Source organism: Chryseobacterium foetidum, assembly GCF_025457425.1.
In the GTDB taxonomy this organism is placed as follows: Bacteria; Bacteroidota; Bacteroidia; order Flavobacteriales; family Weeksellaceae; genus Chryseobacterium; species Chryseobacterium foetidum.
Genome location: NZ_JAMXIA010000001.1, coordinates 2925680 through 2949221, shown reverse-complemented (window position 1 = coordinate 2949221; position 23542 = coordinate 2925680). Strand labels below are relative to the sequence as shown.

The 23542-nt window shown below is 36.0% G+C and carries 17 protein-coding genes and 7 tRNA genes; 4 read left to right on the top strand and 20 right to left on the bottom strand.

Features of this window, described 5'->3' with window-relative positions:
• Nucleotides 1–92: 92 nt before the first annotated feature.
• The 3 genes from NG809_RS13710 to NG809_RS13700 all read right to left on the bottom strand — a co-directional run bounded on the left by NG809_RS13710 (nucleotide 93) and on the right by NG809_RS13700 (nucleotide 8315).
• Nucleotides 93–4904, bottom strand: coding sequence for a DNA repair ATPase (locus NG809_RS13710; protein WP_262151530.1), 4812 nt, complete (start codon nucleotides 4902–4904; stop codon nucleotides 93–95).
• A 543-nt stretch (nucleotides 4905–5447) separates the two neighbouring features.
• Nucleotides 5448–7457, bottom strand: coding sequence for a flotillin family protein (locus tag NG809_RS13705; RefSeq protein WP_262151528.1), 2010 nt, complete (start codon nucleotides 7455–7457; stop codon nucleotides 5448–5450).
• A 210-nt stretch (nucleotides 7458–7667) separates the two neighbouring features.
• The gene (locus NG809_RS13700; protein WP_262151526.1) at nucleotides 7668–8315 is read right to left on the bottom strand and encodes a hypothetical protein; all 648 of its coding nucleotides are present in this window, start codon (nucleotides 8313–8315) and stop codon (nucleotides 7668–7670) included.
• Between the two features lie 200 nt (nucleotides 8316–8515).
• On the opposite strand from NG809_RS13700, the gene NG809_RS13695 reads away from it, so the two are divergent.
• Complete coding sequence (locus NG809_RS13695; protein WP_262151524.1) at nucleotides 8516–9127, top strand: helix-turn-helix domain-containing protein; 612 nt, start codon at nucleotides 8516–8518, stop codon at nucleotides 9125–9127.
• A gap of 24 nt (nucleotides 9128–9151) precedes the next feature.
• Here the strand turns inward: NG809_RS13695 and NG809_RS13690 are convergent, their stop codons facing one another.
• The 17 genes from NG809_RS13690 to NG809_RS13610 all read right to left on the bottom strand — a co-directional run bounded on the left by NG809_RS13690 (nucleotide 9152) and on the right by NG809_RS13610 (nucleotide 20116).
• Nucleotides 9152–9343 carry a hypothetical protein gene (locus tag NG809_RS13690; RefSeq protein WP_262151522.1) on the bottom strand — a complete coding sequence of 64 codons (192 nt, stop codon included), beginning with the start codon at nucleotides 9341–9343 and terminating at the stop codon, nucleotides 9152–9154.
• 531 nt (nucleotides 9344–9874) lie between these two features.
• A complete protein-coding gene (locus NG809_RS13685) occupies nucleotides 9875–10630 on the bottom strand; it encodes a hypothetical protein (RefSeq protein WP_262151520.1) in 756 nt (251 codons plus the stop codon).
• Nucleotides 10631–11690: 1060 nt separating this feature from the next.
• Nucleotides 11691–13208, bottom strand: coding sequence for a TROVE domain-containing protein (locus NG809_RS13680; RefSeq protein WP_262151518.1), 1518 nt, complete (start codon nucleotides 13206–13208; stop codon nucleotides 11691–11693).
• 222 nt (nucleotides 13209–13430) lie between these two features.
• Nucleotides 13431–13979, bottom strand: a complete 549-nt coding sequence (locus NG809_RS13675) for a 3'-5' exonuclease (RefSeq protein WP_262151516.1) — start codon at nucleotides 13977–13979, stop codon at nucleotides 13431–13433.
• 87 nt (nucleotides 13980–14066) lie between these two features.
• Nucleotides 14067–14630 carry a metallophosphoesterase family protein gene (locus NG809_RS13670; RefSeq protein WP_262151514.1) on the bottom strand — a complete coding sequence of 188 codons (564 nt, stop codon included), beginning with the start codon at nucleotides 14628–14630 and terminating at the stop codon, nucleotides 14067–14069.
• A 90-nt stretch (nucleotides 14631–14720) separates the two neighbouring features.
• A complete protein-coding gene (locus tag NG809_RS13665; protein WP_262151512.1) occupies nucleotides 14721–15452 on the bottom strand; it encodes an ATP-grasp domain-containing protein in 732 nt (243 codons plus the stop codon).
• Nucleotides 15453–15480: 28 nt separating this feature from the next.
• Nucleotides 15481–16254, bottom strand: coding sequence for an ATP-grasp domain-containing protein (locus NG809_RS13660; RefSeq protein ID WP_262151510.1), 774 nt, complete (start codon nucleotides 16252–16254; stop codon nucleotides 15481–15483).
• A 22-nt stretch (nucleotides 16255–16276) separates the two neighbouring features.
• Entirely contained in the window at nucleotides 16277–17089 is an 813-nt protein-coding gene (locus NG809_RS13655) for an ATP-grasp domain-containing protein (RefSeq protein ID WP_262151508.1), read from the bottom strand.
• Nucleotides 17090–17191: 102 nt separating this feature from the next.
• Nucleotides 17192–17677, bottom strand: a complete 486-nt coding sequence (locus NG809_RS13650; RefSeq protein WP_262151506.1) for a ribonuclease H-like YkuK family protein — start codon at nucleotides 17675–17677, stop codon at nucleotides 17192–17194.
• Nucleotides 17678–17745: 68 nt separating this feature from the next.
• Nucleotides 17746–17819: transfer RNA gene (locus tag NG809_RS13645), tRNA-Leu, on the bottom strand.
• Nucleotides 17820–17892: 73 nt separating this feature from the next.
• Nucleotides 17893–17964 (bottom strand) — tRNA-Gln (locus NG809_RS13640).
• 96 nt (nucleotides 17965–18060) lie between these two features.
• Nucleotides 18061–18134, bottom strand: a tRNA-Leu gene (locus tag NG809_RS13635).
• A gap of 557 nt (nucleotides 18135–18691) precedes the next feature.
• A tRNA-Arg gene (locus tag NG809_RS13630) sits at nucleotides 18692–18764 on the bottom strand.
• 5 nt (nucleotides 18765–18769) lie between these two features.
• Nucleotides 18770–18841, bottom strand: a tRNA-Glu gene (locus NG809_RS13625).
• A 302-nt stretch (nucleotides 18842–19143) separates the two neighbouring features.
• Nucleotides 19144–19217, bottom strand: a tRNA-Lys gene (locus NG809_RS13620).
• A gap of 133 nt (nucleotides 19218–19350) precedes the next feature.
• A tRNA-His gene (locus NG809_RS13615) sits at nucleotides 19351–19421 on the bottom strand.
• Between the two features lie 566 nt (nucleotides 19422–19987).
• Complete coding sequence (locus NG809_RS13610; RefSeq protein WP_262151504.1) at nucleotides 19988–20116, bottom strand: penicillin-binding protein; 129 nt, start codon at nucleotides 20114–20116, stop codon at nucleotides 19988–19990.
• A 261-nt stretch (nucleotides 20117–20377) separates the two neighbouring features.
• Here NG809_RS13610 and NG809_RS13605 point away from each other — a divergent pair, with 261 nt between their 5' ends.
• From NG809_RS13605 to NG809_RS13595, 3 genes are all read left to right on the top strand, one after another.
• Nucleotides 20378–20830 (top strand): hypothetical protein, encoded by a 453-nt coding sequence (locus NG809_RS13605; RefSeq protein ID WP_396124919.1) that lies wholly within the window; start codon nucleotides 20378–20380, stop codon nucleotides 20828–20830.
• A gap of 536 nt (nucleotides 20831–21366) precedes the next feature.
• The gene (locus NG809_RS13600; protein WP_262151500.1) at nucleotides 21367–22062 is read left to right on the top strand and encodes an ABC transporter ATP-binding protein; all 696 of its coding nucleotides are present in this window, start codon (nucleotides 21367–21369) and stop codon (nucleotides 22060–22062) included.
• Nucleotides 22063–22095: 33 nt separating this feature from the next.
• Entirely contained in the window at nucleotides 22096–23541 is a 1446-nt protein-coding gene (locus tag NG809_RS13595; RefSeq protein WP_262151498.1) for an ABC transporter permease, read from the top strand.
• The last annotated feature ends 1 nt before the right edge of the window (nucleotide 23542 follow it).

Below are 23542 nucleotides of genomic sequence, written 5' to 3'. Positions count from 1 at the left end.
ACTTGGAAATGAATTTTAATGATTTTAAAATCTGTTTATTGCACGAAAAAGACCACAGAAATTTGTGGTCTTCATTTTCCAGTTTTTAAAATTTAATCCCGCTTCAGCACATCTTTAATCCCATCCAAACCTTCACTGAACTGCGCCAGCAAAGCCACAATCTGCGTCATTCGATCATTTTCTCCCAAGCCTTTGATCATTTTATTTTTGACGAAGGTTTTTTTGATGTCTTCCCAACGCAATTTTTCATCTTCAGAAATCAGATTCATCAGCTCTTTCAGTTTCAGCATATTCGATTCTGCTCCGGTTGTCAGCGTCTGAGACTCGTTTTGGTAATGATTCAGAACAATCTGCGTGACTTCCTCTTCTTTTAAAATGGGTTGAATCTGTGAAATCAGCTTATTCATATTCCGGTAAGAACCCTGAAGTTTGAAAGACGGTTCGTTTCTGTAATCGTCAGCCATTGCGGCAGAAGCGATGTATTGTTTGTTGACTTTTAAAACAATATTACGCACTCTCAACGTATTTTCCAACACTTTTCTGAAATCGGAAATTTCATTGGAGCTGAAGTTTCCAGCCAGATCCACATTCGGAGAATTGGTTTGGATACTTTTGTATAAACTGTAGAGATTTTCCATTCCCTGATTGGTCAGTCGCGTGAGATAATCGTTAGACATTAAGGCATTTTCAATTAAACTCAAATCAAACAATTCTGTTTTACTCCCTGAAATTTCACCTAAATTATACGTATCAGAACGGTTCGCCAACATATCCGGAATCTTAAATTTCTCCCCACTTTCCGTGTACGGATTTCCAGCCATAACGAGGCAGAAACGTTTTGATCTTAAATCATAGGTTTTGCTTTCCCCATTATAAATTCCTTCGATTTTCCTTTGCCCGTCGGCTAAAGAGATAAATTTCTGTAAAAATTCAGGATTACAATGCTGAATATCATCCAGATACAACATCACATTATCACCCATTTCCAGAGCTAAATTAAGTTTTTCCAGTTCCTGTTTTGCTCCCGCATTTTTAGCTTCATTCGGATCAGTGGAAACAATATCGTGACCGATTGACGGACCGTTGATTTTCATGAAAACCAATCCCATTCGGTCTGCCATGTATTCCATCAAGGTTGTTTTTCCGTAGCCCGGCGGTGAAACGAGAAGTAACATCCCCATTCTGTCGGTTCGTTTGTCGTTTCCGACTGTCCCCAATTGTTTGGCTAAATTTGCTCCGATCAAAGGGAAATAGACATCGCTGATCAATTTATTTCTTACAAAAGAACTCAAAACCTGAGATTTGAACGTATCAATTTTCAGACTTTTCTTTTTATCATTCACCCATTTTGCTTTCAACTCCTGCAACTGCTTATATTTCGGAACAACAACTTCATTGAAATCAGATAAACGGGAATTAAATTCATAATAATTTAGATCATAATCCAAATCTTTTTCTAATGATTTCAAACCTTTTAAATCCGCTTCATACGTGACATGCAGAATATTTTCAGCATTGAATTGTTGGGTGACAAAAAACACAGCAGTTTCTTTTTTAATATCATCTTCAAAAGTCAGTTCTGAGTTTATTAAGAACGCATTCAAAGCACTTTCAGCAATGGAGAAGCAGGCTGAAGGATAGTTTTTTATCGCATTCAGCTGATCGATAAATTCAAGATCTTTTCCTTTTTCTTTTAGATTTTTTAAAAATGATTCGTACAGCAAAGCCGCCTTTTCGGAAACCACAAACGCTGATTTATTTTCTCTTTTTAAATAAACAGCAGCATTAAAATCATTAACCTCAGCAAAAAGATGATGGGTTTGGGCAAACAATTTTATTTCATTTGAAAGTTCTTCGTTGAGATATTGAAAACCCTTATCGGTGACGAAAGATTTTGAAATTAAATTGGCTGCTTCAAACTGTTTCTGATAATATTCTTTTCTTTCATTATTCAAAAAGTGCCAGAACAGTTGCGCCAACGCTCTTTCTGAAGGCGTAAACTGCATCAATCCCAATTCATTGTGCATCTGCTGAAGTTTTGAAACAATTGTCAGCGCATCTTCATCATGAATTCCTTTTACCAAACCTTCGCCAAAATGTTCCGTCATAAACTGCTGGATGGCATTTCGGTTTTGCTCTTCAGTGTTGATGTTTTTATTTTTTGAAAAAATATTCCAAGCTAAATATTCGAATCTTTTTACATTTGAATTCTCTGAAATATATTCCTGATTCCAGACGTCTTTGTACTCAGAAATTGCTTCAAAATTCAAAGGTTCGTAAAATCCGGTTCCGGTTAAATGATAATAATACTGGGCATTTCTAAGAACTAGGGTGAGATCTAATTTCTGACGGTTGACCGCAAATTTATAATCACCCAGAGCAATTACATTGTCGCCGTCTGCGTAAATTTCTTTTTTATCCTTAAGTTTTCGGACTGCTTCCTGCTGCGAAGTTTTCAGCAAAGTCTGAATTTCTTCCGCCTTCGCAGAATCTTCCATTTCCATCAGCTGTCGGGAAATATCACGGACTTTTTCTATCATTAAATCGGTCGCAAAATAGCCGTTGATCTCATTTTCAGCATCGAAAGATTCGGTTTTTGTTTTTACGGACTGCAAAATCCTTTTTGCGGAATCATATAAATTCTGTGTTCTTTTGTTGCGCGATTCCGTAAGCTGAACTCTTTTGTTTTGAAAATGACCGTAGGCCTCTTCTCTTTTTTCACCAATTTTTTGGTTAAACTCATCAAAATCAATGAATTTCGTTTCCATTTCTTCCAGCTGAATGGAAAGTTTGGTTAAATATTCATCGCATTTTTCGGGAGTCTGAGAAAGCTCAAGAAAATTAATCACCGACTGATCAAACAACGTCATCTGAGCCTGAAAATCAGCAGAAAGTTCTTTACCGGAAATTTCTCTTTTCCTTTTTGATAATTCTAAACGCTCCTGATTTAATCTTGCAAAAATCACCGAAATATTTTCAATAATCTGAGTAGATTGCGAAGTGTCTTCAATTTTTAAATTGTTGACGATATCCACCAAAAGCTCGAGCTGTGAAGATAAATTGGTGATTTCTTCTTCAATGGTTTTAGCATCAATCGCCTTCTGCAAATTGATAATATTTTCAGAAATGGACTGCGCTCTGATTTCGTAAGGCGACAGAGAATTTTCCTGCAACAGAAAATTCACACAGGCATTGGAAAGTTCTTCTGATCTCGCAGCCAACGACTGATCTAGAGCATCAAGAGTTTTTAAATCCACGTATTTCAGATCTCTTGCACCAGTAATTTCACCACGCAACGCTCTGATTTGTGAAAGCATGTCGATGTATTCCGTCAGTTCAGAATAGTGAATTCTTTTCGTATCATCCAGAATTTTTTCGCAGGAAATTTTGATTTTCTCAACGGCTTCAGCGGTATTTTTTTTCTGCTCGACTACTTTTTCAAACTCATTAATCGCCGAATGAGCAATGCTTCTGATTTCCTTTAAAGGCTGATCCAGATTTTCAACCTCATCATCGCCGAGGAAATAATACGCATCTAAAATCGTCGTGGAAAGTTTGACAATATCATCATACAATCCGCTGTAGGAATCTTCTTTGTTCAGCAAGGTGATCAATTCCTGACTTTCTGCCATCACACGAACGATATCTTTGTTCCCGATTTTATAAATCAGCGTGTCTGACTTCTCCGTATTCGGCAGTAATTCTTTCGCATAAGGTGTTTGCCAGATCTGAGCTAGATGATGTTTCGTCGTTTCTACGCTTTCCCTTAAATAAATAAGTTTTCCATCATTTAAAATTGAATACCCACTACAACGAATCGGTGTTTCGATGGTTTGTGTGATGATATTGTAGGAAATCAGCTGATAATTATTGGTTTTATCATCGTAAAAAACGTACATGAAATTTTCACCGTTCGGCTCCTGAATCGTTTTAAGATAATGAAGCCGGTTGACATCCTGAGAAATCACCTTTAAACCTCCCGTCTGCAAAGCGTAGCCGTTCGAGAACAAAACACCCTGATTTTCCGGAAGCAAAACTGCCGAATGCTTCAAGGTATCGACACGGGAAACGATTTTTTCTTTGTGATTGTAAATGAAATATCTTTCTGCTTCTTGATAAGGTTTGATTTTAAATAAAACCAAATTATCAAGGTCGCAGAAGTGAATTTCAGCATCATCGAGATTCTGATCTTTGTGAATGACGTCTTCAGAATAAATTCCTTTTCCGGTGTCGGTATTGTCTTCAATTTTTATGGTTAAATCTCCACCGATTGATTCCACAAAAACTTTATCCGCCAGAGAAACGTGCGGAAATTTCCCGCTTCGCTGCATATCTCGGGTGGCTTTCGTCCATGCAAAACCATGCTGCGGCGGATATGTTACCTCCGAAGCGCTTCTGGAATCGACGTAGGTAAGTTCACCATCTTTAATCAACCATTTAAAGGCTTTGATATCTGACGGACTTTCAGACAACTGAAAAACCATGTACAGATAGTTTTCTGTAAAATGAAAGCGTGCAAAGAATGTATTTCTGTAATATTTATAGAGATTTTTAAATTCTTCAACGAAAATTTCATCATTAATCAGTGATGAATCGCGGGGTTCAAAGCGGTCGTTATTAATCGTATAAATCGAAAAAACATCCGTAATATTGATTTCGCTCTGTAAACCCAAATGCGCATTTGATCCGAAAATCAACGTGTTTTTCAGTGAAAAAATATCTTTGGCAACGCAGTTGTGCTCCGTAGAAATTCTTTCGTTGGCGATGAGTGAAAAATCAACTCCGCCGAAAATCTCTTTACGGTTTTCGTTCAGCTTCTGAAGCCTTTGAATGAGGTCGTTTTTCTGCTCATTCAGACGGCTTTGAATTATTTCGTATGTCCCTGAATTTAATTTTTCTGACATAGGTTTTTGATGTTTGGTGATGGATGATGGGTGTTTGATGTACCATCATTCTGTTATATTTTTGAAAATATTGTCTGTATTTTTCGTTCGAAAAGGTGTTCACACTTAGCGAGGTCTTAATTTAAAACTTTAATTTAAGTTTTGGCTAAAGCCGAATGAATTGACTTTTTATTAAACGGGCTAAAGCCCGTTCCTATTGATTTTTTTTTTTTGCAAATCTAAATTTATTTTAAAATAAAGAGCCTATCTAAAAATTAATCAAAATTATTTCCCCGACCCTAAAGGGAGTAATTTTGCTTAATTTTAATGGTATTTTTCGCCCTTTAGAGTCTGAGTAAAAATTCCATTAAAATTTTGATTTACAATAATTGAACAGACTCAAAAAAACTCTCAAAACATCATTGAAAAATTACACAATGAGAGTTTTACAATATAATTCAGTTAAAAATTCATTCGAAAAAAAACAATATTTATTTGATAGGATTATATCCTATCCTTTGCTAAATCGCCGCTTTGGGACTTTCCGGTGAGTTCAAAATAATTTTATCTGATTGGTTTTTGTTCGATACCCAGATTTTTCGCCATGTCCATTGCTCTTGCGAGAAGACCTTTTTCCTGCTGGTCGGCAACTCCATTCAGTTTGAAAATCAGGCTTGCGATGCTCATGTTTTTGATGTCTTCAGAAGAAATATTGTATTTATCAACCATTCCCATTACTTTTCCGATGATATTTTCGCCGTCTCCCAAAAGATTTTCTTTGACCAAAGTTGCGTTTTCGCTGTGGCTGATGAATTTATCCAAACCTTTTCCTGCAGAAACCTGACGAACCACATTATCAAAGAATGTATTATCTCCACCTACGATATCAATTTTTGCAGACTTGAACGCTTCCGCCAAAACTCCGGCTTGTGCCTGTGCGATAGCTTTCTGAATTGAAATGTGAGCCAATTCCACTTCTTTTTCTTTCGCTAAAGTCAGTCTGAACTCTTCATGATCTTTTCCGGCATCGTTCAGTTTTTTCATTGCTTCCGCTTTTTCTGTAATTCCGGCAGCTTCTGCAAATGCTTTCTCCCTGATAACTTCTGCTTGTGCGATACCTTCTTTTCTTTCCGCTTCTGCTTTTTTCTCAATAACGATTGACTCAACGATTCCCTGCCTTTCGGCAGCATCGGCTTTTGCATGTAGAACCTGAGCTTCAGATAATCCTACCGTCGCTTCTTCTTTGGCTTTTGCATCAGCAATAATTTTACGGGCTTCCGCTTCTTTTTCTGCAGCATCTCTTTTTGCCTGAGCTTCGATGACGTATTTCTGAGCATCTTTTTCAGCAGATAATTTTCTTGATTCTGCCGCTCTCGTTTCCTGAATTAATTTCTTTTCCGCTTCCTGAGTTGCCAGAGTAATTTCAACCTGCTTGGTTCTGTCAGCCGTTTTGAAGGCTTCCAAATCCTTGATGGTCTGCTGCTCTTCAACTACGGTTTTCTCCATCGTCAAACGCTCACGGATTGCATCCTGAATATTTTTCTTTTCCAGTTCGATGGCCTTTTCTTTTTCAATCTGAGCCAGAGAAACAATTCTTTCTCTTTCAGTTGCTTCAAGCATTTTATCTTTCTGTACTCTTTCTGTTTCCACCAAATCGGCGCGTTCTTTATTTTTGGAAGCGATCACGACCTGTCTTTGCTTGTTTTCTTCAGCAATCTGAAGCTTTTCTTCTGTTGCGATACGAACGGTTTCATATTTCAGACGCTCTTCTTCATCAACTTTCAATATTTCAGCATTTTCACGCGCTTTGATATTAGCCACTTCTCTTTTTTGAGATTCTTCTTTTTCAGCTAATTGTTTTTCCAGTTCTAAAATTGCTTCACGGGCTTCTACATTCTGTTTGGTGATGGTTTTCTCCTCATCTCTGCGAACCTGATTGGCTTTAATATTTTGAGTTGCTGTTAATTCGGTAATCTTTTTAATACCTTCAGAATCTAAAATATTGTCTTTATCTAAATTTTCAATTTTAGTCTGCTCCAGATAATCAATCGCACAGTCATCCAAAACATAACCGTTCAAATCTGTTCCGATAATATGAAGAATTTCCTGACGGAATTCGCTTCTTGCTTCGTAGAGTTCGATAAATTCAAACTTTTTACCAACCGTTTTCAAAGCTTCAGAAAATTTAGCCTCAAATAATTCTCTCAACGTATTGATATCAGAAGCTCTCTGGCAACCAATCGTCTGACCGACATTCACAATGTCATCCGCCGATTTATTGACTCTGATAAAGAAAGCCACCTGAATATCGGCTCTCATATTGTCTTTACAGATCAGTCCGGCACGGCCTTCTCTGGCGATTTCCAGTTTTTTCACTGAAATATCCATCGATTCCATTCTGTGGATGACCGGAATTACAATTCCTGCGTTGAAGAAAACCTTGGTTCCTCCATAACCTGTCCTTAAAATTACGATTCCCTGAACGGTTTTTTTATACATCGATAAAATCCAGAAAATCAATCCGAGAGACGCCACCACGGTGACAACAATCCCAACAATCAAAGGTGTATTCATATTTTTATAGTTTATTTGTTTAAATGTGTTTTAATTTTTTAAACGCAAAAGGCGCAAAGATTTTGTTTACATATAGTTCTGCATACTTTCGTTCGCAAAGGCGTTTGACTCAGCAAAGACACCTAACAATACAAATGATTAATACTAATTACAGAAGTAATTCTAAAATATAGCTGAACATCAGCATAAAAAAGGTGACCATAATTTCATTTAAAATTTAATTTCCTCTGCGACGTAATAAATTCTTTTCTCACAGTCTTCGTCTACGATGTAAACCGTTGTTCCGTGTTTTATCTCTTCGCCGTCTTTGCTTCTCACCATCAGAATCATCGGATCTTTATTTACAAAAACCTCAAGCATTCCGGTCTTGTCACCATGTATGGTTGATTTCAACCTTCCCTGCCGGCCCAGAAAATCATGTGATATCTCGCCTTTATGGTTAATTTCTCTGAAGAATGGATTTAAAGGTTTTAAAATTATTTTCGTTAATAAAATACTGACTAAAAATATTGGAATGACCAGCAAAGCAGAAACCCAGATTTCAAAGGAGAAAAACGATTCGAGATAAAATGATCCTAACCACGTCAACAAAAGTGAGAGTGTGAGAAAGTAGGTAATCGGCACAATATCTAAATTCAGGAATTTCAAAAACTGAAGCCATCCCGAAGCATCATCCGGAACATGAACGTGACCATCAGGAATGTCGACATCGGCATCAAAATCAGCATCCAGTCCGATATCAATATCCAAACCTGTGATAATGGTGAAAAGCCAGTAAATGACCGACAAAATCAGCAAGACACTTAAAACCGTGTTGACCGGCGAAAAAGCTATCTGTAAAAACTCCTGATCAATCATAATTCATTATTAATAGATTATTCATTTTATAATAAATACCTGATTCCTCTCAAATATTTAAACAATCCGACCAGAAACACTCATTTATCCACTTCATTTTTATCGGATGTTCACAAATATAATAAAAATATCTTAAAATGCAAATATTATTAGCAAATTAATTAAAATTAATCTTACATTTGCAAAAAAGATTAGAACCCATGAGTTATTTCGGAGCTAATATTAAAACAATAAGACACGCAAAAGGATTAAGCCAACAGGCGTTCGCAGATTTATTTGAATTAAACCGAGGCGTAATAGGAGCGTACGAGGAAGGACGTTCAGAACCCAAAATCGCTACATTACTAACTGTAGTTCATTACTTTAATCTCGATCTGGATAAATTTCTTACTGTTCCGCTGACGGTTGATGATTTAAATAAACCAGAAAGTTTTGAGAAATATCAGCTTTCCTTCAATTCAGAATTGCCTTATCAGGAAAATACTATTGACAATAATGAAAAATATAATTCACTGCAAAAAGCATTGGCAAATATCGATTTAATCTATGAATTTGCAGATGATAAATTGCTTTTATCGAATTATAAAGCAGGTGATTTTCTTTTTTTAATGAAGTCAAATCTCATGGAAGAAAATCCTGAAACGCTTCTTTTTATTGACAACGGAAATCTGCAGTATCTTTCAGCGATTGACAAAGAACTATTTTCTGAAAAAGAAGTTTATAGAATCGCAGGCTATCTTTCTTCTGACCAAAAAAATATCCTCTCCAGTATTTTGGAAAGGATTGAGATTTTGGAGAGAAAGGGAAAATAACCAAGTATTAAATCATTTTTTTTTCTAATTCTGATTGCGGTTTCTAAGATTTCTGACTAAAAAGAAAACTGCAAATAAAAACGTGCAGAGATAGAGAATGCTCAATCCTATTTTGTCTACGGTCATGGTTTTAAAATCGATCTGCTTCCACAAAGCACTTCCTACGATGATTGCGATAATGGCAAAGAAAAATATCCCTCCTTTTTTGTTTTCCATGGTTTTTGTTTTTATTTTGTTAGAATTAAAGTCGAAAGCTAATTTTCATCAATCACAAAACTAAAAATAAATTTCACTTCAATAAGATAAATTCCACAAAAACTCAAACATAAAAATCCTCTCCGGATATCGGAAAGGATTAAAACTATAAAAGGTAAAAGCGAGAAAAGAAAAGCGGGGCAGCGTCTTGCCGGAGTCGAACCGGATAATCTTGCAGTAATTATCTGCTTCATTATTCCTCCCCTTCAAATGTTGACGAAGTATCTTTTCTCTACGACACTTTTATTTATTTAGACAAGGCAACAGTCAAAAAGCGTATCGTGCTCTATCCATCTGAGCTACTCTCCCAATAGAAATTGTGTTTTATTTGTGGAAGAGACGGGATTCGAACCCGCGACCCCGTCGTGATATCGAAGTAACACTATTCTACGGCACTTGTTTTTGTTTTCAAATTTCTTCTTCAGCGTTATATGTTTTCACAATTGGATGAATTTTCGAATTTTCAGGATGATAATTCATGTCAAAGCTTGACTATCCAGATGACCAATACAGCATCATTTCTTTAAGATACGGAACATCTTTTGATTCATCATATTTAAAGTTCTGATCAAAAATCTCCTGCACTTCCGGTAATAATTCAGGATAAAACATTTGGTCTTCTTCATCAAAAACCTGAATATGAATATCGAGATGATTTTTTAGTTCATTTAACAGATAAGTTCTAAAATCCCAACCCATTACAATAATATCAGTACCCCACATAGAAAGTATAGGTTTCCATTTCAAATTAGAATCACTCACAACAAAACGATGACCCAACATTGGGATAAGCTGAGGAATTTTAGAAAACCATTCATCAAAAACTTCTTTTCTTTTTGCTTCAGATTTTGGTTTTATTCCCCATGATTTTAACCAAACTTCATTACCTCCTTCCACATCAAAAAACAGCCAATCTGATAAACCATGAAACCTATGTTGAATTTCTTCTTCATCATCCAACCAATTATAAAATAACATATGTTCCTCCAAAACTACCTCCCCATTTTCATCCTCATATTCAAAAATTTCTTTTTTATCAATAGCATGGAGAACCTTTAAAAACTCCCGATGCTCAGTAATAAATTTGATGGAATATTTTAATTCAATGGAATCAATCTGTTCTTCAGTAAGTGGTTGCCATTTCGCACCATATAATCCTTGAACACAATCATCTTCATTTGACCATAAAGTTTCTGTACGTTTCTTAATCCAATACAAAAATTCAGTGAAATTTTCTGGTATATTCATATTCTTATATTTAAATTTAAAAAGAGGTAAAATTCGAAAAAACTACATTTAACAGGACTTTTACAGACCTGCTTTTTGGAGTTGAACCAAGATCGTTAGATTTACCGAAGTAAGTCTTTTCTACGACACTCTTTATTTTAAAATCAAGGTAAAAAGTATAGAATCTTTCAATGCTTTTGCTCTACCAGCTGAGCTACTTTTCCCGAAGAAAAGACAGGGCTCGAACCCGTGACCCAAAGTTTGGATATCGAAGTATGATTCTAAAACGACACTTGATTAGTTTTTTTAAAACCGAGCAATTGATAAAAAGAGTTTTTTGTTCAATGAAAGTCGAAGGAACTCTTTTTTACGGCATCGGATATTTTTTAAAGTAAGGTAAAAAATCAAACAGAGACTTACTGACAGAGTGTTACCGTTACACCATCCCGAATTTTCGGAAACAGGAGTCGAACCTGTATTGCTGTCCCTTAAACGAAGAAATTCTGTTTTACGACACTTACTTTTTAATTTAAATTTTAATGATTATTGTTTTTTGTTGTTGCAAAATTAATTTGTTAGCGCGCATTCTTTTTACGCAGTTGAAATTATTTTAAATTAAAACCAAGTAACAGGTTATAAGAGTTTTTGAATGTTGTTCAAATTTTAAGTTTGACGATGGAACTCTTATTTTACGACATTGGTTAGTTTAAACCGAGCGATATAGCGAAAAGACTCTGTGTCAATTGGAAGTCGAAGGATTTCTTTTCTTACGGCATTGGTTTGTTTTATTTAATGATTGTCATCCTAAAAGGATCTAAAATGCAATTTTAAGTTATTGAGATGCCTTCAGCATGACAAACTAAATGTTTTTTATCAGTTATCTCTTCGAATTGCTCACTAGCCCCGATTGCAGCGGCATCCTTTTTTGATATTGCGATTGCAAAACAGTTCAACTAATTCATCCACTTTATTCGCAATAACAAAAAAGATACAGCGGAAAGCGGGAAACAGCTCCTAAAAATTCATTCTTTTTATCAATTATCACTGATAATTCATCAATCATAATGTAAAGCAGTGCCTTTTACAGCACTACTTTTTTAATCATTTCCACTGCAGATTTTCGGTCTTCCAAAGCGTTCAGTACATCGAAAATTTTGTCGGACCAACCTGCGATAAGATATACATCATTTCTTCTGACATCCAACGGTGGTTTTCCGTAACCTGCCAAATCAAAAATATACAATTTCGCGTTTGGATTGATTTTTTTGTATCGGCTCCACGAGTTTTCGAAAGCGTTGGTAAATCCACCGGTACCCCACATTTGAGTGTCGGTAAACAGCATAATTTTGTCGGCAATTTCCCGCTTGTTGATCAAATCTTCAAGCACGAGATGACCGTTTGTGGCATAGCCGACTTCGCCTTCTCTTTTGTAGAATGCATCCACGTTTCTCAGAATACCGTTTTTCGGCATCGGAACTCTTTTCCAACGGTCACCAAACATACCTGTGATCACGTTTTTGCACTGCGACTGCAACATCATCGACATTAGCAGACCGATATCGTACAGCAACACTTTAGATTTCGGAGAAACAGGCTGTTGCATCGAACCGGAAACGTCTGCCGCAATCACGACTGAAGTTTCGAAACCAAAACCTTTGATATTTTTTGCACTTACCATCACTGCATCTTCCAATGCTTCGAGGATTGATGAGATGTATTTTGAATCGATGTTTTTCAATTCTCTGTACGCCGACAAAAATCTGAATGGCAATTGTTTTGAGTTTCTTACCGCTTTTTCATCTGACAAATAGCTGCACAATTTGTACATCGCATCCGAAGAAACGTTGGCTTCCAGAATATTTCTAAGGTTTCTCAAAGTCGCCATATAACCCAGTTTGTTGCTGAAAATCAATTCCTCCCATTTGTTTTTGAAGGCTAATTTTCTTTCTGCATCATCAGCAAATTTCGTCTGACCCAAAACAGAAAGCTCAACTTCCCACGTGTAAGGCGTTTCCAACGAGTCGTTGACGATTTTGTTGAAAATGACCTGCTGATTTTCATCTTTTGCTTTTGGATGAACCAAAAACAAGGCATCTTTCAAAGTCACTTCCGCTTTTCTGTTGTATTTTGCGAACTGGTATTCATCAAATTTATTGAAAGATTTTACCAAACCTTTTTGGATTTGTTTTGAAAGTCGGTTCAATTTTTTTGTTTCTGTTCTTTCGTTTGCCAATTGGTAGTACGCCAGCAATTCTGTGATTTCATCGGCTCTTTGGATTACTCCGTCAACGGTTTTGCTTACCAGGTTCGTACCTGAAGTCTGCTTCGCCAATTCGGTCGTCAAAACCAATGGAATCGAACGCAGATACATATCTTTTCTTGCATAAACCGCCAGTCTTGCAACAAATTCCGGATCGTTTTTCTGAATCAGAGACTGTATTCTCGCCAATCTGTCATTTCCTTTTTCATAGGTTGCGTTGGATAATCCTGTTGTAACAACAGCACTGTATAGTTCTTCTGCAGGTGCCATTTTGTAAGCTTTTGCACCTTCGTAGTTGGTTACTAGGTTATTTGATTTTCTTAAAAAATTAAATTTCATATGCAGTTGTTTATTGGTTTTAAAGGTCATATGTTATCGCCTAACATATTTGGTTTTCATTTACAAATTTGTTAATGGCGATTTCATAATTACTGTTTTTATGGTTAAACATTTTGGAGGATTATCACTTCCTCTCTGATTTCTGATGCAAAGTAAAACCCTTATTGCGCAATCATTTTGCGTAGTAAAATTAATTACTAAAAATTTTAAATTATTTTGCAATTAAGTTCTTTGCAGACACCAAAACAGAATCTTCGCAATGTTTTTTACATCGTCAACTCCTCTGTGATGTGTGCCTTCCAAAGGGAATTTCAACTCTTTCAGAGCTTTGTCCATTCCTGCACTTTTTCTGATGGGATGCAGCTGAGCGAATAATGTTTTCACGTTGACGTGATCATCACTCAAAGGATAATCGAGGTTGAATTTTCTGGTCTGTTCTTTAAGCATACTCAGATCGTAGTTTCCGTAGCTTGCCCAGGTCAAATCTTCAAGATTGTATTTTTCCCTCAGAATATCCAGAGCATCTTCCAGAAAAACGCCTTTTTCATCGAGCATTTCCTGCGTAATGGAAGTCAGTTTCGTACAGAAAGGACTTACTTTTGAGTATTTAGTTTTCACTAAAATTCCTTCATTGTGTGAAATCTTACCGGTTTTTGTATCCATAATACACACTCCGATTTCTATGATTTCGTTTACCTGTACAATCGGCGGGCGGTCATCCCAACACGTGGCTTCGAGGTCTATAATTAATATTTTATCTGTTGTTTTCATTTGTTTGTTTTTAAGTGGGAAGATGGAGGCTGCAAGTTTTGCAATTCGCATTTTTCTTCCAGCTCCCAGCTTCAGACTTCCGTCTCGCTAATTTCTCGGCGCAAACGGCGGCGTCCATTTCTTTTTCTTCATCAGTTCCTTCACTTCTTCGTAGGAAAGCGGATAAAAATTGTGGCAGTCAACACCGACGTCGAGGCTTAAAGCCATTTCATCATCTGGCAAAGTTCCGTGCGAATGACCGTAGAGTTGCCATGTTCCGCGGTGTGAGCCGTTCCACGTTCTCATCGCGTAATGGAAAAGCATGATTTTCTGTTTGCCATTGCTGTTTTCCGGTTCATCAATTCTCAATTCGTGGTAATCTTTTATCCATTCGAACCTTTCGGGAAGTCGAAGTGCGGAATACTCATGATTGCCTTTTATCAAATGGATTTTGCCGTTGAGCTGATCCAGAATTTCTTTTGTGAAATCCGGTTTGCCCAAACTGACATCACCCAAATGGTAGACTGTATCATCTTTACCGATTTTCTCATTCCACCGTTTGATAAGTTCTTCATTCATCTGTTCCAGCGACTCAAAAGGCCGTTCGGAAAATTTTATAATATTGGCGTGACCAAAATGATGGTCTGCCGTAAAAAATATATTTTGTTTCATTTTTAGGATGCTGGAAGATGGAAGCTGGGTGTTGGAAGTTTTAATATGCTGTAAAACTTTCAATGTGCAGCTTCCTTTTCCATGCTTTTTTTAATTTTTAGTACAACTTTTAATAATTACATCAAGTGCTTTTCCAGCATTACAGGCGTATAAACCAGAGCACCAAGCTGGATTTGCTTCTATCAATGCCCAACCTTTATCTTTTATGATTCCAAAATCCAATACAATTGAAATTGGTAAAGAATCTGAATTGTCTTTTACAAAACTTTCGAAGAAACTGAAAAGCTCTATTTCTTCAGAATCAGATAAACCATTCGTGTCAAATTGATTATTTCTCCAATACGTAGAATATGTTTCAATTTTTCCGTTTAAAACAAAGCAACGAACTTCCAGCAGCCACTCTACAACATCAGAAACAAACACCATACTTTGTTGATCAAGACTGTCAAATCCTTTCATATCAGAAACATTCTCATAAACTCCGGCTTTGAAACTTTTAAAATCTGAACATTTAATAAAAATATTCTGATGATTGATAAACTGCTCCAACTGACCATATTGAATTTTACGTTTGGTGAATTTTTCTGAAATATTTGACAACCAATTATCTTCAGTTTTCAGTAAAGTCAAATCGCATTGACTGGAAACAATTTCAGCATAAATATCTTCGCCATAAACTGCAATTACATCATTTCTGAATTCTTTTGGAACATTCCATTTTAGATCAAACCGATTCAAACTGTAATCTGAGCCAATTGATGCGTGTTTCAAATTGATACTGTCTTCAGTAAAGACAGGCGATAATGCAACTATATTTTTCATCATAAATTGTTTATTAAATTTTTTTCAATTAAGAAAAGTAAATATTTAATGCTTTGATAATACTTTTCACATTGGTGTTTGGATAAAATCCGGAACTGTTGATACAATTCATTTCAACTATTTTCCAGCCTTCAACTGTTAAACAAATATCCATTACAAAGGCTTTTTCAAGATTAAAAATCTGAATCATTTCATTGGCGAAACACAATCCTTCTGGTGAAACATTTTCTTCGAAAGGTGCATTGTCATTGAATTTATAATATCCTGCATCAATAATCTGTCCGCCAACAATCCAAAGTCTTACTTCTTTAATCGTTTGTTTTGCCTCAGAAATCTGAACCAAACAATCTTCTGTAATTCTGTTGGATTGATTTTCCAATGATTCAAAAACGAAGTCTTTCCATTCTGTTTCGTTGAAAACGCGTCCAGTAAAGATTTTAGCTTCATTGTAAGGTTTAATGAATTTAATTTCTCCTTTCCCCCAGATCAACGCTTCCGAAATTTTATGAACAGAAACTTTATAATTGAGCAGATTTTCACCATAATATTGAGAATAAACTTCATACAAATGGTTACCGCCATAAAACGAGCACGGAAACCAGTCGGTATTTTGTTTTGCCAATCTCGCAATCGTTACCGATCCATAGACAAAAACATCTTTTCGGTCTGTATCAAAGTCTATTTTCTCAGCATTGGGAGGAATATTAACTACCCCGTAATCAATGTTTAATTCTTCCAAAGCGTCAAAAATTTTGTAATGGTCTGGGTCTAAATACACATTTGCCTGGATTAAGAAATACATGGTCTTGGTTTTTAAAGGTTCTTTATTTACTTTTTACAGTACTTGACAATTCCAGTTTTGCATCTTCGGGAAATCCTGAGAGTCCAGGAATATCGTTGTACTCTAAAATCACTTTTTCTCCGTTCTCTTTTTCCAGAACATCAATGGCAACAATATCTGCTTTGATGTTTTCCTGTAAAAGTTTCACTTTTTCTATCCATTCTTTTTCCGGCTCGACGATTTGATATTCTTGGGTTAAAGAATTGGCTTTCCAATATTTGCCTTTTCTTTTCATTGCCCAAACTTTATCATTTATAGCCAGATAACGAATGTCATATTTATAATTAATAAATTTCTCTGTTGTCACATAATCCTGATGAATAAAGAGTAAATCTTTCAGTTCTTCCCATTGTTCTTCGGTTGAAACCAAGCTTTTTCCATATCCACCGTGATGATTTCCAACTTTAACCACAAAAGGAAACTGCATTTCCAAATTTTTCAATTGAGCTGTGTTGGTTGCTACATTGAAATCAATAACAGGTAATCCCAATTTTTTCAATCTATTTAACATTGACAATCTTTCATACCCCATTAATAATGTTGAAGCTGAATTCACACAAGGAATACCTGAATATTCAATTAATTCCAAAATAGTTCTGTGTTTTGCTTCAGGATTTACAGCTCCCAATCTCCAAAAAATCACATCCGGTTTGCAGACTCCATCTGCATCAATAACATACAATTCAGCATCTTTTATGATAAATTCTGAGGTCTGAACTCTCTTCTGAACCACATTAAATCCTGCAAAATAATCTTTCCAGTATTTTTCTCCGTTAATGATCAAAATTGTTTTCATTTTTTTTAAGTTTATATTTTTAAGATGGAATTTAGAAGCTGGACGCTGGAAGTCTACATCATACTGCCAAACTTCCCGCTTCCCTCCCCCATCTTCCCGCTTTTATACCATCATATCAGCACAATTTGAACTTGCGAATGCAAAGGGTTTTGCTTTAAAAGTGTAACCCATTCCCAAAATATATCCCATTGCGTCCTTCAAAGCGACATTGGATTTGAAATCTGGGTCTGTATTGATATCGGCGTGAACTTCCATTTCCACATCGTACATTTCCAAAACAGAGCAGATGGCATAAGCGATTTCCACAGATTTGTTAACCTCGTTCAGCATTCGTTCTTTGATGCTGATTTTCTGAAATTCTCTTTGCTTTCTGATAAAGGTAAACGCTCCTTTTCCTTCACGAATAACAACAACTGCGGTTGCATAACTGATTTCATCACCATACACATGGGAATCTGAACCCACACAAACTTTCAGTCGGTGTCCGTTGGCTAGTTCGCGGATGATGGCTTCTTCTACCAATGTTGTGATAGAATTTTGAAAAATCTTTCCGGTCATGTTTTGCCATGTTTGTTGTTGCGTTTCCATTTTTTCTACATTTTTTGAATTTGTTTTGTTAAATTATTAAATTGAAATAATGTGTTTCCACATAATCGTACGGAGAGAGGGAGTTGAACCCTCAATTTCCTGAGCCTAAATCAAGTGCGTCTGCCAGTTCCGCCATCTCCGCGACAGTATGAGTAATAAGTAATTGGTAATGAGTGATTTTTCATACTATATTAATTATTGAGCATAAAATTTTGTTGATTCATCAGGACTTGAACCTGAACAACAAAAGTCAAAGTCTTGTATGCTGCCAATTACACTATGAATCAATTTATAAGTAATGAGTAATTGGTAATTAGTAATATTAAAATCATACTTCAATTTGTGTTTGCAATAATTATTCATTGCTTATTACTTATATTTTGTACCTCTCCCCAGATTCGAACTGGGACTTTACGGGGTTTAAAGCCGTTTTCTCTGCCAATTGGAATAGAGAGGCAATTTTTGTACGGAAAAAGGGACTCGAACCCCAGAACCCTGAGCCTAAATCAAGTATCTCTACCATTTCCACCATACCACAAATTTTATGAGTAATAAGTAATTGGTAATCAGAAATATTACTCATTGCAGATTACTCATTACTTATATTTTTGGTGAAGAAAAACAAAGCCTGTCTTTTATTTTTGGTTTGATATAAGAACTTCTGAGCTCGACAAACTTTAATTTTTTCTTCGAAACTAATCTCATTTTAGTTATTTGAGATGGCTATGGGATTGTTCATAACCATTTTTATTTTTTTTATTTGAATTCACGAATGTTTCACATTTCGAACCCACTCAGTTTTCACAACGGTGTTGCAGACCGCCCGACTCTCCCACTTCGGCGAACCATCAAGTTTATAAATGATCATTGATGAATGATAATCGATTTTCATTTAAATTTCAATTTCGAGTTAAGAAAAAGTCCGTCTATTGTAATTTGTGTTTTATATAAAGAACTCCTGCTCTTGACAAACCTTTTCTTTCTCTCTTTGAACCAATTAACATAAATTAATTGTGATTTCGACAGGATTCGAACCTGTAACTTTAGGTTTAGAAAACCTATACTCTATCCGTTGAGTTACGAAATCTATTGCACTCCATAAGGGAATCGAACCCTTGTCGTTCGGTAGAAAGCCGAATGCACTAACCTCTATGCTAATGGAGCAAATTGTCTGGAAAGCAGGATTGTTCATTATCTTTATTTATTATTTTTTAAAGGTATTCACGAATGCTTCGCATTTCGAACCTATGACCTCCCGCGTCCAAGGCGGGTAAACAACCACCGTTATCTTTCCAGTTTTCAGATTCACTTCAAAATTCTTTTCCGAGAGACAGTCGGATTGGAAATTTTTCCGTGAATCTTTATATTAAGTTGGAGTGAATTGTCAATTGTCATTTCGCTATGCTTGTCAATTTTTAAAATTCACTTGCGAAGCAAAATTCACATTTCACTCATTCACTATCCTGTAATCCCAGAAAGAATCGAACTTTCAACCCCCAGTTTAAAAGACTGGTGCTCTAACCAATTGAGCTATGAGATTGATTTGGTGAATTGTCAATCGTCAATTCGCTTTGCTGTCAATTTTATATTAACTCTGCTTACGAAATTTTAAAAATTCACTTGCGAAGCAAAATTCACCATTCACAATTGACCATTTTTTCATTCACCCTCGGGGTTTCTTCGGGGATCGAACCCTGTTTTCCGGTGCCACAAACCGACGCTTTACCAAATAAGCTAAAGAAACCATAAAAAAAGCACCTCTTTTCGGGAGGTGCTGTATCTATTCTAACGTGTCAGTTCATTAGCTGACCCATGTATATAAGCACCTTTTCTCCACAAATTCACGATCAAGACAAAGCATAAGACTTCCTTTCGGATCTTGCCCCTTAAGACTTGAATATTGATTGGGTATGTTTTGTAAATGTTTCATTTTGTTCTGTTTTAAAAATGTTTTATTGAATCTTAAAAACGTGTTGCTTTTAATTTTCGGTTGCAAAGTAAGTATGAAATTTTTTAACTCACAAATTTATTTTTTGATTAACTATTTGAAAATCAACTAATTATATCTAGTTTTTAGGATAAAGAATTCCTGTCCGCAATAGTTTGCAGATGCTTTAAATACCTAAATGACTGTCTCTCATCGGTTTATTAATCACTCTTATTTATCGTATTAAATGTTCATTTTTCATTAAAAAATTTTCAATTTCTGTTTAATTTTTTTTCATTCTAAATAATTTCGACCTTAAAAACACAAAAAACGCCCCGATTATCGAGGCGTTTCTGTTGTATCTTGATTTAATTTTTACAGGTTTACAGTAAATAATTTTCAAAGTAAGCACATTTCGCCTCATCCCACATCATGTATTCACATCCGGAAAATCCCTTTATTGAAGGGCTGTCGTATAGATTTAAACTGATATGTGCTCTTTGAATTGTCATAATTTTACTGATGCAAAGATAAATGTTTTTCTATAATTGTTGATTATTGAGATTTTTAGGCCTGCAGTTTTCACTATTAAAATTTAAAATTCTTCTTATAATTTAGTTTAATTTCGATTTAGATATGAAATACTTGAAAAAACCATATACTTATTCAATCATTTTCCATCCGTTGGCTCAAACAATTGAGGATGTAATGAACTTCAAAGTACATTTGACATCAAAAGCTGGTGATTATGCAAGCCAAACTCTTTAGCTCATATCACTATTGCAGGTTTTGAAGCTACTGAGAATCAACTCACGGGTGTCAAGGAATATCTAAAAAAATTTGTAGAAAATGAGGTTCCTTTTACTGCATTATTCAATCAATTAAGTTGTTCGGCTTTTTCAAAATGTGCTGTGTTTTTGACTTCTTTTGAATTTACTGATAGAATTCACAATATAACTAAGAATGTAAGAAACATAATTCCTGTTACAGAAATGAGCAAAATATCTCAACCCCATGTGAGTATCGGTCGGGATCTTTCAGAAGATCAGCTAAAAATTGCAGTTCAACTTTTTGCTGATAAAAGTTTCAAATTCGATTGCTGTCAGTTAGCTTTGAGACGATTTAATCCAAAAACAGGTCAATACGTAATTTTACAGGAATTTCCTTTTAGCGGAAAACCAGATCAGGAAAAATTTCAACAAATGCCTATCGATTGGGGTTTATAACCTTTTAAAGTGTATTAATTTATTTTCAACAATCCTTTCCAAATTTTGCCTTCCAAGTTTTAAATACTAACTTTGAAGTCTTGTTAGCAAAAAATCCTACATACAAAAGCAAAACTTTCATCCGATTTCTGTCGGTTTTTCTGCTTTTTATTTTTGTGCAGGCCAATTTTATTAAGCTTTTCCACCATCACAATTCGGAAACTGAAACAGCATTTCATTCTGATTCAACAAAAGATTCAGGGACAAATCATTTCAAATCTTTGGCTGAAAAATGTGATTTCTGTGATTTTATTAAACATCAGTCAACGGATTTTTTATCCGAAAAGATTCAACAGATATCAATTCTGAAGCTGAATATTTTCAGTTCAAAATCTTATTTTGTGCTTGGCGAGAGCCGTGCGTATCTTCTTTCGTGCGCCAATAAAGGGCCGCCGACATTTTCTCATTTGGCTTAAAAGTCAAAAACCCTCAACAATTCATTTAAAAAATTCAGGCTCTTTCTTTGAGAAGGGGCAATCATCTATTTACATCAACTTATGTTACAAACTGTTTCACTTACAAAAAGTTACGGTGCTCATCTGGCGCTCAATCAATTAAATTTAAAGGTAAATGCAGGCGAAGTCTACTGTCTGCTTGGCCAGAACGGTGCGGGAAAAACCACGACTATCAATCTAATTCTGGGCTTTCTGGAAGCCAGTTCGGGAGAAATATTATTCAACAGTAAAAATATCAACGACAGCAAGAGCGACCGCCGAAAAAATATCGCTTACATTCCGGAAGTGGTGATGTTGTACGGAAATCTTACCGCTGTTGAAAATCTGAGCTATTTTTCAAAACTGGCAGGATTTAATTTTACTAAAAACGAACTGGAAAATTTCCTGAATCAATGCGGATTACAGACCGATGCTCACCACAAAAAACTCAGCGGTTTCAGCAAAGGAATGCGTCAGAAAGTCGGAATTGCCATCGCCGTGGCGAAAGATGCTCAACTGATTTTAATGGATGAGCCGACCAGTGGATTAGACCCGAAAGCGACTGAAGAATTTACCGTTTTGGTGAAGCAACTCGCAGATTCAGGAAAATCTGTTTTGATGGCGACCCATGATATTTTCAATGCCGTGAATGTCGGCACTCACATCGGAATTATGAAACGTGGTGAACTGATTCACACTTTAAAAGCTGATGAAATCACCGCGGCAGATTTGCAGAAACTGTATTTGCAGACTATTTAGATCAATCCGGATTTTCTAATTAATTAAAATCAAATGTCAAACAACATATTTATTATAGCCAGACAGAGTTTCAGGATGGCTTACAGCAACAAAGCGACTTTTGCGTTTGCGGTTCTGCTCAGTTTCTCGCTGGTGCTGGCCACTTTTGTCGGCTGGAAAAACTATAAAGTACAGAACGAACAAAGGCTTCAGTATAAAAAAGAAGTCAGAAAACAATGGCTTGCGAATCCCGACAAACATCCGCACAGAATGGCGCATTACGGCTATCTTGCATTTCGGGAAAAGCATGAACTCAGTTTTTTTGATTTCGGAATCGAGAGTTTTGCGGGCGTTTCCATTTTTCTTGAAGCACACAAACAAAACAGCGTCAACTTCAGCGAAGCGAGTTTCTCCAACGGGATGCTCCGTTTTGGAGAGCTGAGCGTGGCAATGGTTTTACAGATTCTGTTTCCGCTGCTCATTATTTTTGTCGGGTACAACTGCATTTCGGCAGAACGGGAATCGGGAACTTTGAAAATTTTATTGTGTCAGAATACCACGTGGAAAGATTTGCTTTGGGGCAAAACATTTGGGCTGCTGGCTTTATCGCTTTCAATTTTTATTCCTTTTATTATTCTCACCATTATTTTATGGGGAATTTTAAGTGAATGGCAGCTTTCCGGAGATTCTGTTGTAAGGCTTTTGCTGCTGATTGGCGGTTATATCATTTACTTTTTTGTGATTTCTGTGATTACTGCTCTGGTTTCAGCACTGTCTTCCGGTTCAAGACCTGCTCTGACGACTTTACTCGCATCTTGGATATTTTTCATTGTGATCATGCCGAGAGTGACACAGTCTGTTGGAAATCAGATTTATCCTTCTCCTTCCAAAATTCCTTTTCTGGCCAATATTGCTGAAGATGTGAGCAAAGAAGGTGACAGCCACAATCCTGATGATCCGCATTATGCGAAAATCAAAGATTCTTTACTGAAAAAATACAACGTGGATGATGTGAAGAAACTTCCATTCAACTACGGTGGTTTTATTATGGCGGAAGGAGAGAAAATTACATCAAATATTTACAGCCGACATCAGAAAAATTTAAATAAAACCTTTGAAAATCAAAACAGTATCACAAAACTCGCCAGTTTTCTTAATCCTTATCTTGCTTTGAAAGAAGTTTCGATGATTCTGACGGCTTCCGACTACAGTACCTACACCGATTTTCAAAATCAGGCCGAACAATACCGGTACGGATTGGCTCAAAAGATGAATCAGCTGCAGATCGAACATATCAGTAATGAAAAACCTGCTGAGCACGAAAAACCACACATCATCAGCCAGAACAACTGGGCATCGCAGCAAGATTTTGAATATCATTTCACCAAAATCAGTGAGGCGGTTTCTAAAAATTCGACTGCATTTTCAGCACTTTTTTTCTGGTTGGTGGTAAGCATTTTCGCTATTCAATTTTCGGTAAAACGGATCAAAACGATTTAAA

Excerpts from the sequence above, each read along its gene's own strand:
- NG809_RS13710 (WP_262151530.1), bottom strand. The coding sequence starts at position 4,904 with ATGTCAGAAAAATTAAATTCAGGGACATACGAAATAATTCAAAGCCGT.
- NG809_RS13705 (WP_262151528.1), bottom strand. The coding sequence starts at position 7,457 with ATGAATACACCTTTGATTGTTGGGATTGTTGTCACCGTGGTGGCGTCT.
- NG809_RS13700 (WP_262151526.1), bottom strand. The coding sequence starts at position 8,315 with ATGATTGATCAGGAGTTTTTACAGATAGCTTTTTCGCCGGTCAACACG.
- NG809_RS13695 (WP_262151524.1), top strand. The coding sequence starts at position 8,516 with ATGAGTTATTTCGGAGCTAATATTAAAACAATAAGACACGCAAAAGGA.
- NG809_RS13690 (WP_262151522.1), bottom strand. The coding sequence starts at position 9,343 with ATGGAAAACAAAAAAGGAGGGATATTTTTCTTTGCCATTATCGCAATC.
- NG809_RS13685 (WP_262151520.1), bottom strand. The coding sequence starts at position 10,630 with ATGAATATACCAGAAAATTTCACTGAATTTTTGTATTGGATTAAGAAA.
- NG809_RS13680 (WP_262151518.1), bottom strand. The coding sequence starts at position 13,208 with ATGAAATTTAATTTTTTAAGAAAATCAAATAACCTAGTAACCAACTAC.
- NG809_RS13675 (WP_262151516.1), bottom strand. The coding sequence starts at position 13,979 with ATGAAAACAACAGATAAAATATTAATTATAGACCTCGAAGCCACGTGT.
- NG809_RS13670 (WP_262151514.1), bottom strand. The coding sequence starts at position 14,630 with ATGAAACAAAATATATTTTTTACGGCAGACCATCATTTTGGTCACGCC.
- NG809_RS13665 (WP_262151512.1), bottom strand. The coding sequence starts at position 15,452 with ATGAAAAATATAGTTGCATTATCGCCTGTCTTTACTGAAGACAGTATC.
- NG809_RS13660 (WP_262151510.1), bottom strand. The coding sequence starts at position 16,254 with ATGTATTTCTTAATCCAGGCAAATGTGTATTTAGACCCAGACCATTAC.
- NG809_RS13655 (WP_262151508.1), bottom strand. The coding sequence starts at position 17,089 with ATGAAAACAATTTTGATCATTAACGGAGAAAAATACTGGAAAGATTAT.
- NG809_RS13650 (WP_262151506.1), bottom strand. The coding sequence starts at position 17,677 with ATGGAAACGCAACAACAAACATGGCAAAACATGACCGGAAAGATTTTT.
- NG809_RS13610 (WP_262151504.1), bottom strand. The coding sequence starts at position 20,116 with ATGACAATTCAAAGAGCACATATCAGTTTAAATCTATACGACAGCCCT.
- NG809_RS13600 (WP_262151500.1), top strand. The coding sequence starts at position 21,367 with ATGTTACAAACTGTTTCACTTACAAAAAGTTACGGTGCTCATCTGGCG.
- NG809_RS13595 (WP_262151498.1), top strand. The coding sequence starts at position 22,096 with ATGTCAAACAACATATTTATTATAGCCAGACAGAGTTTCAGGATGGCT.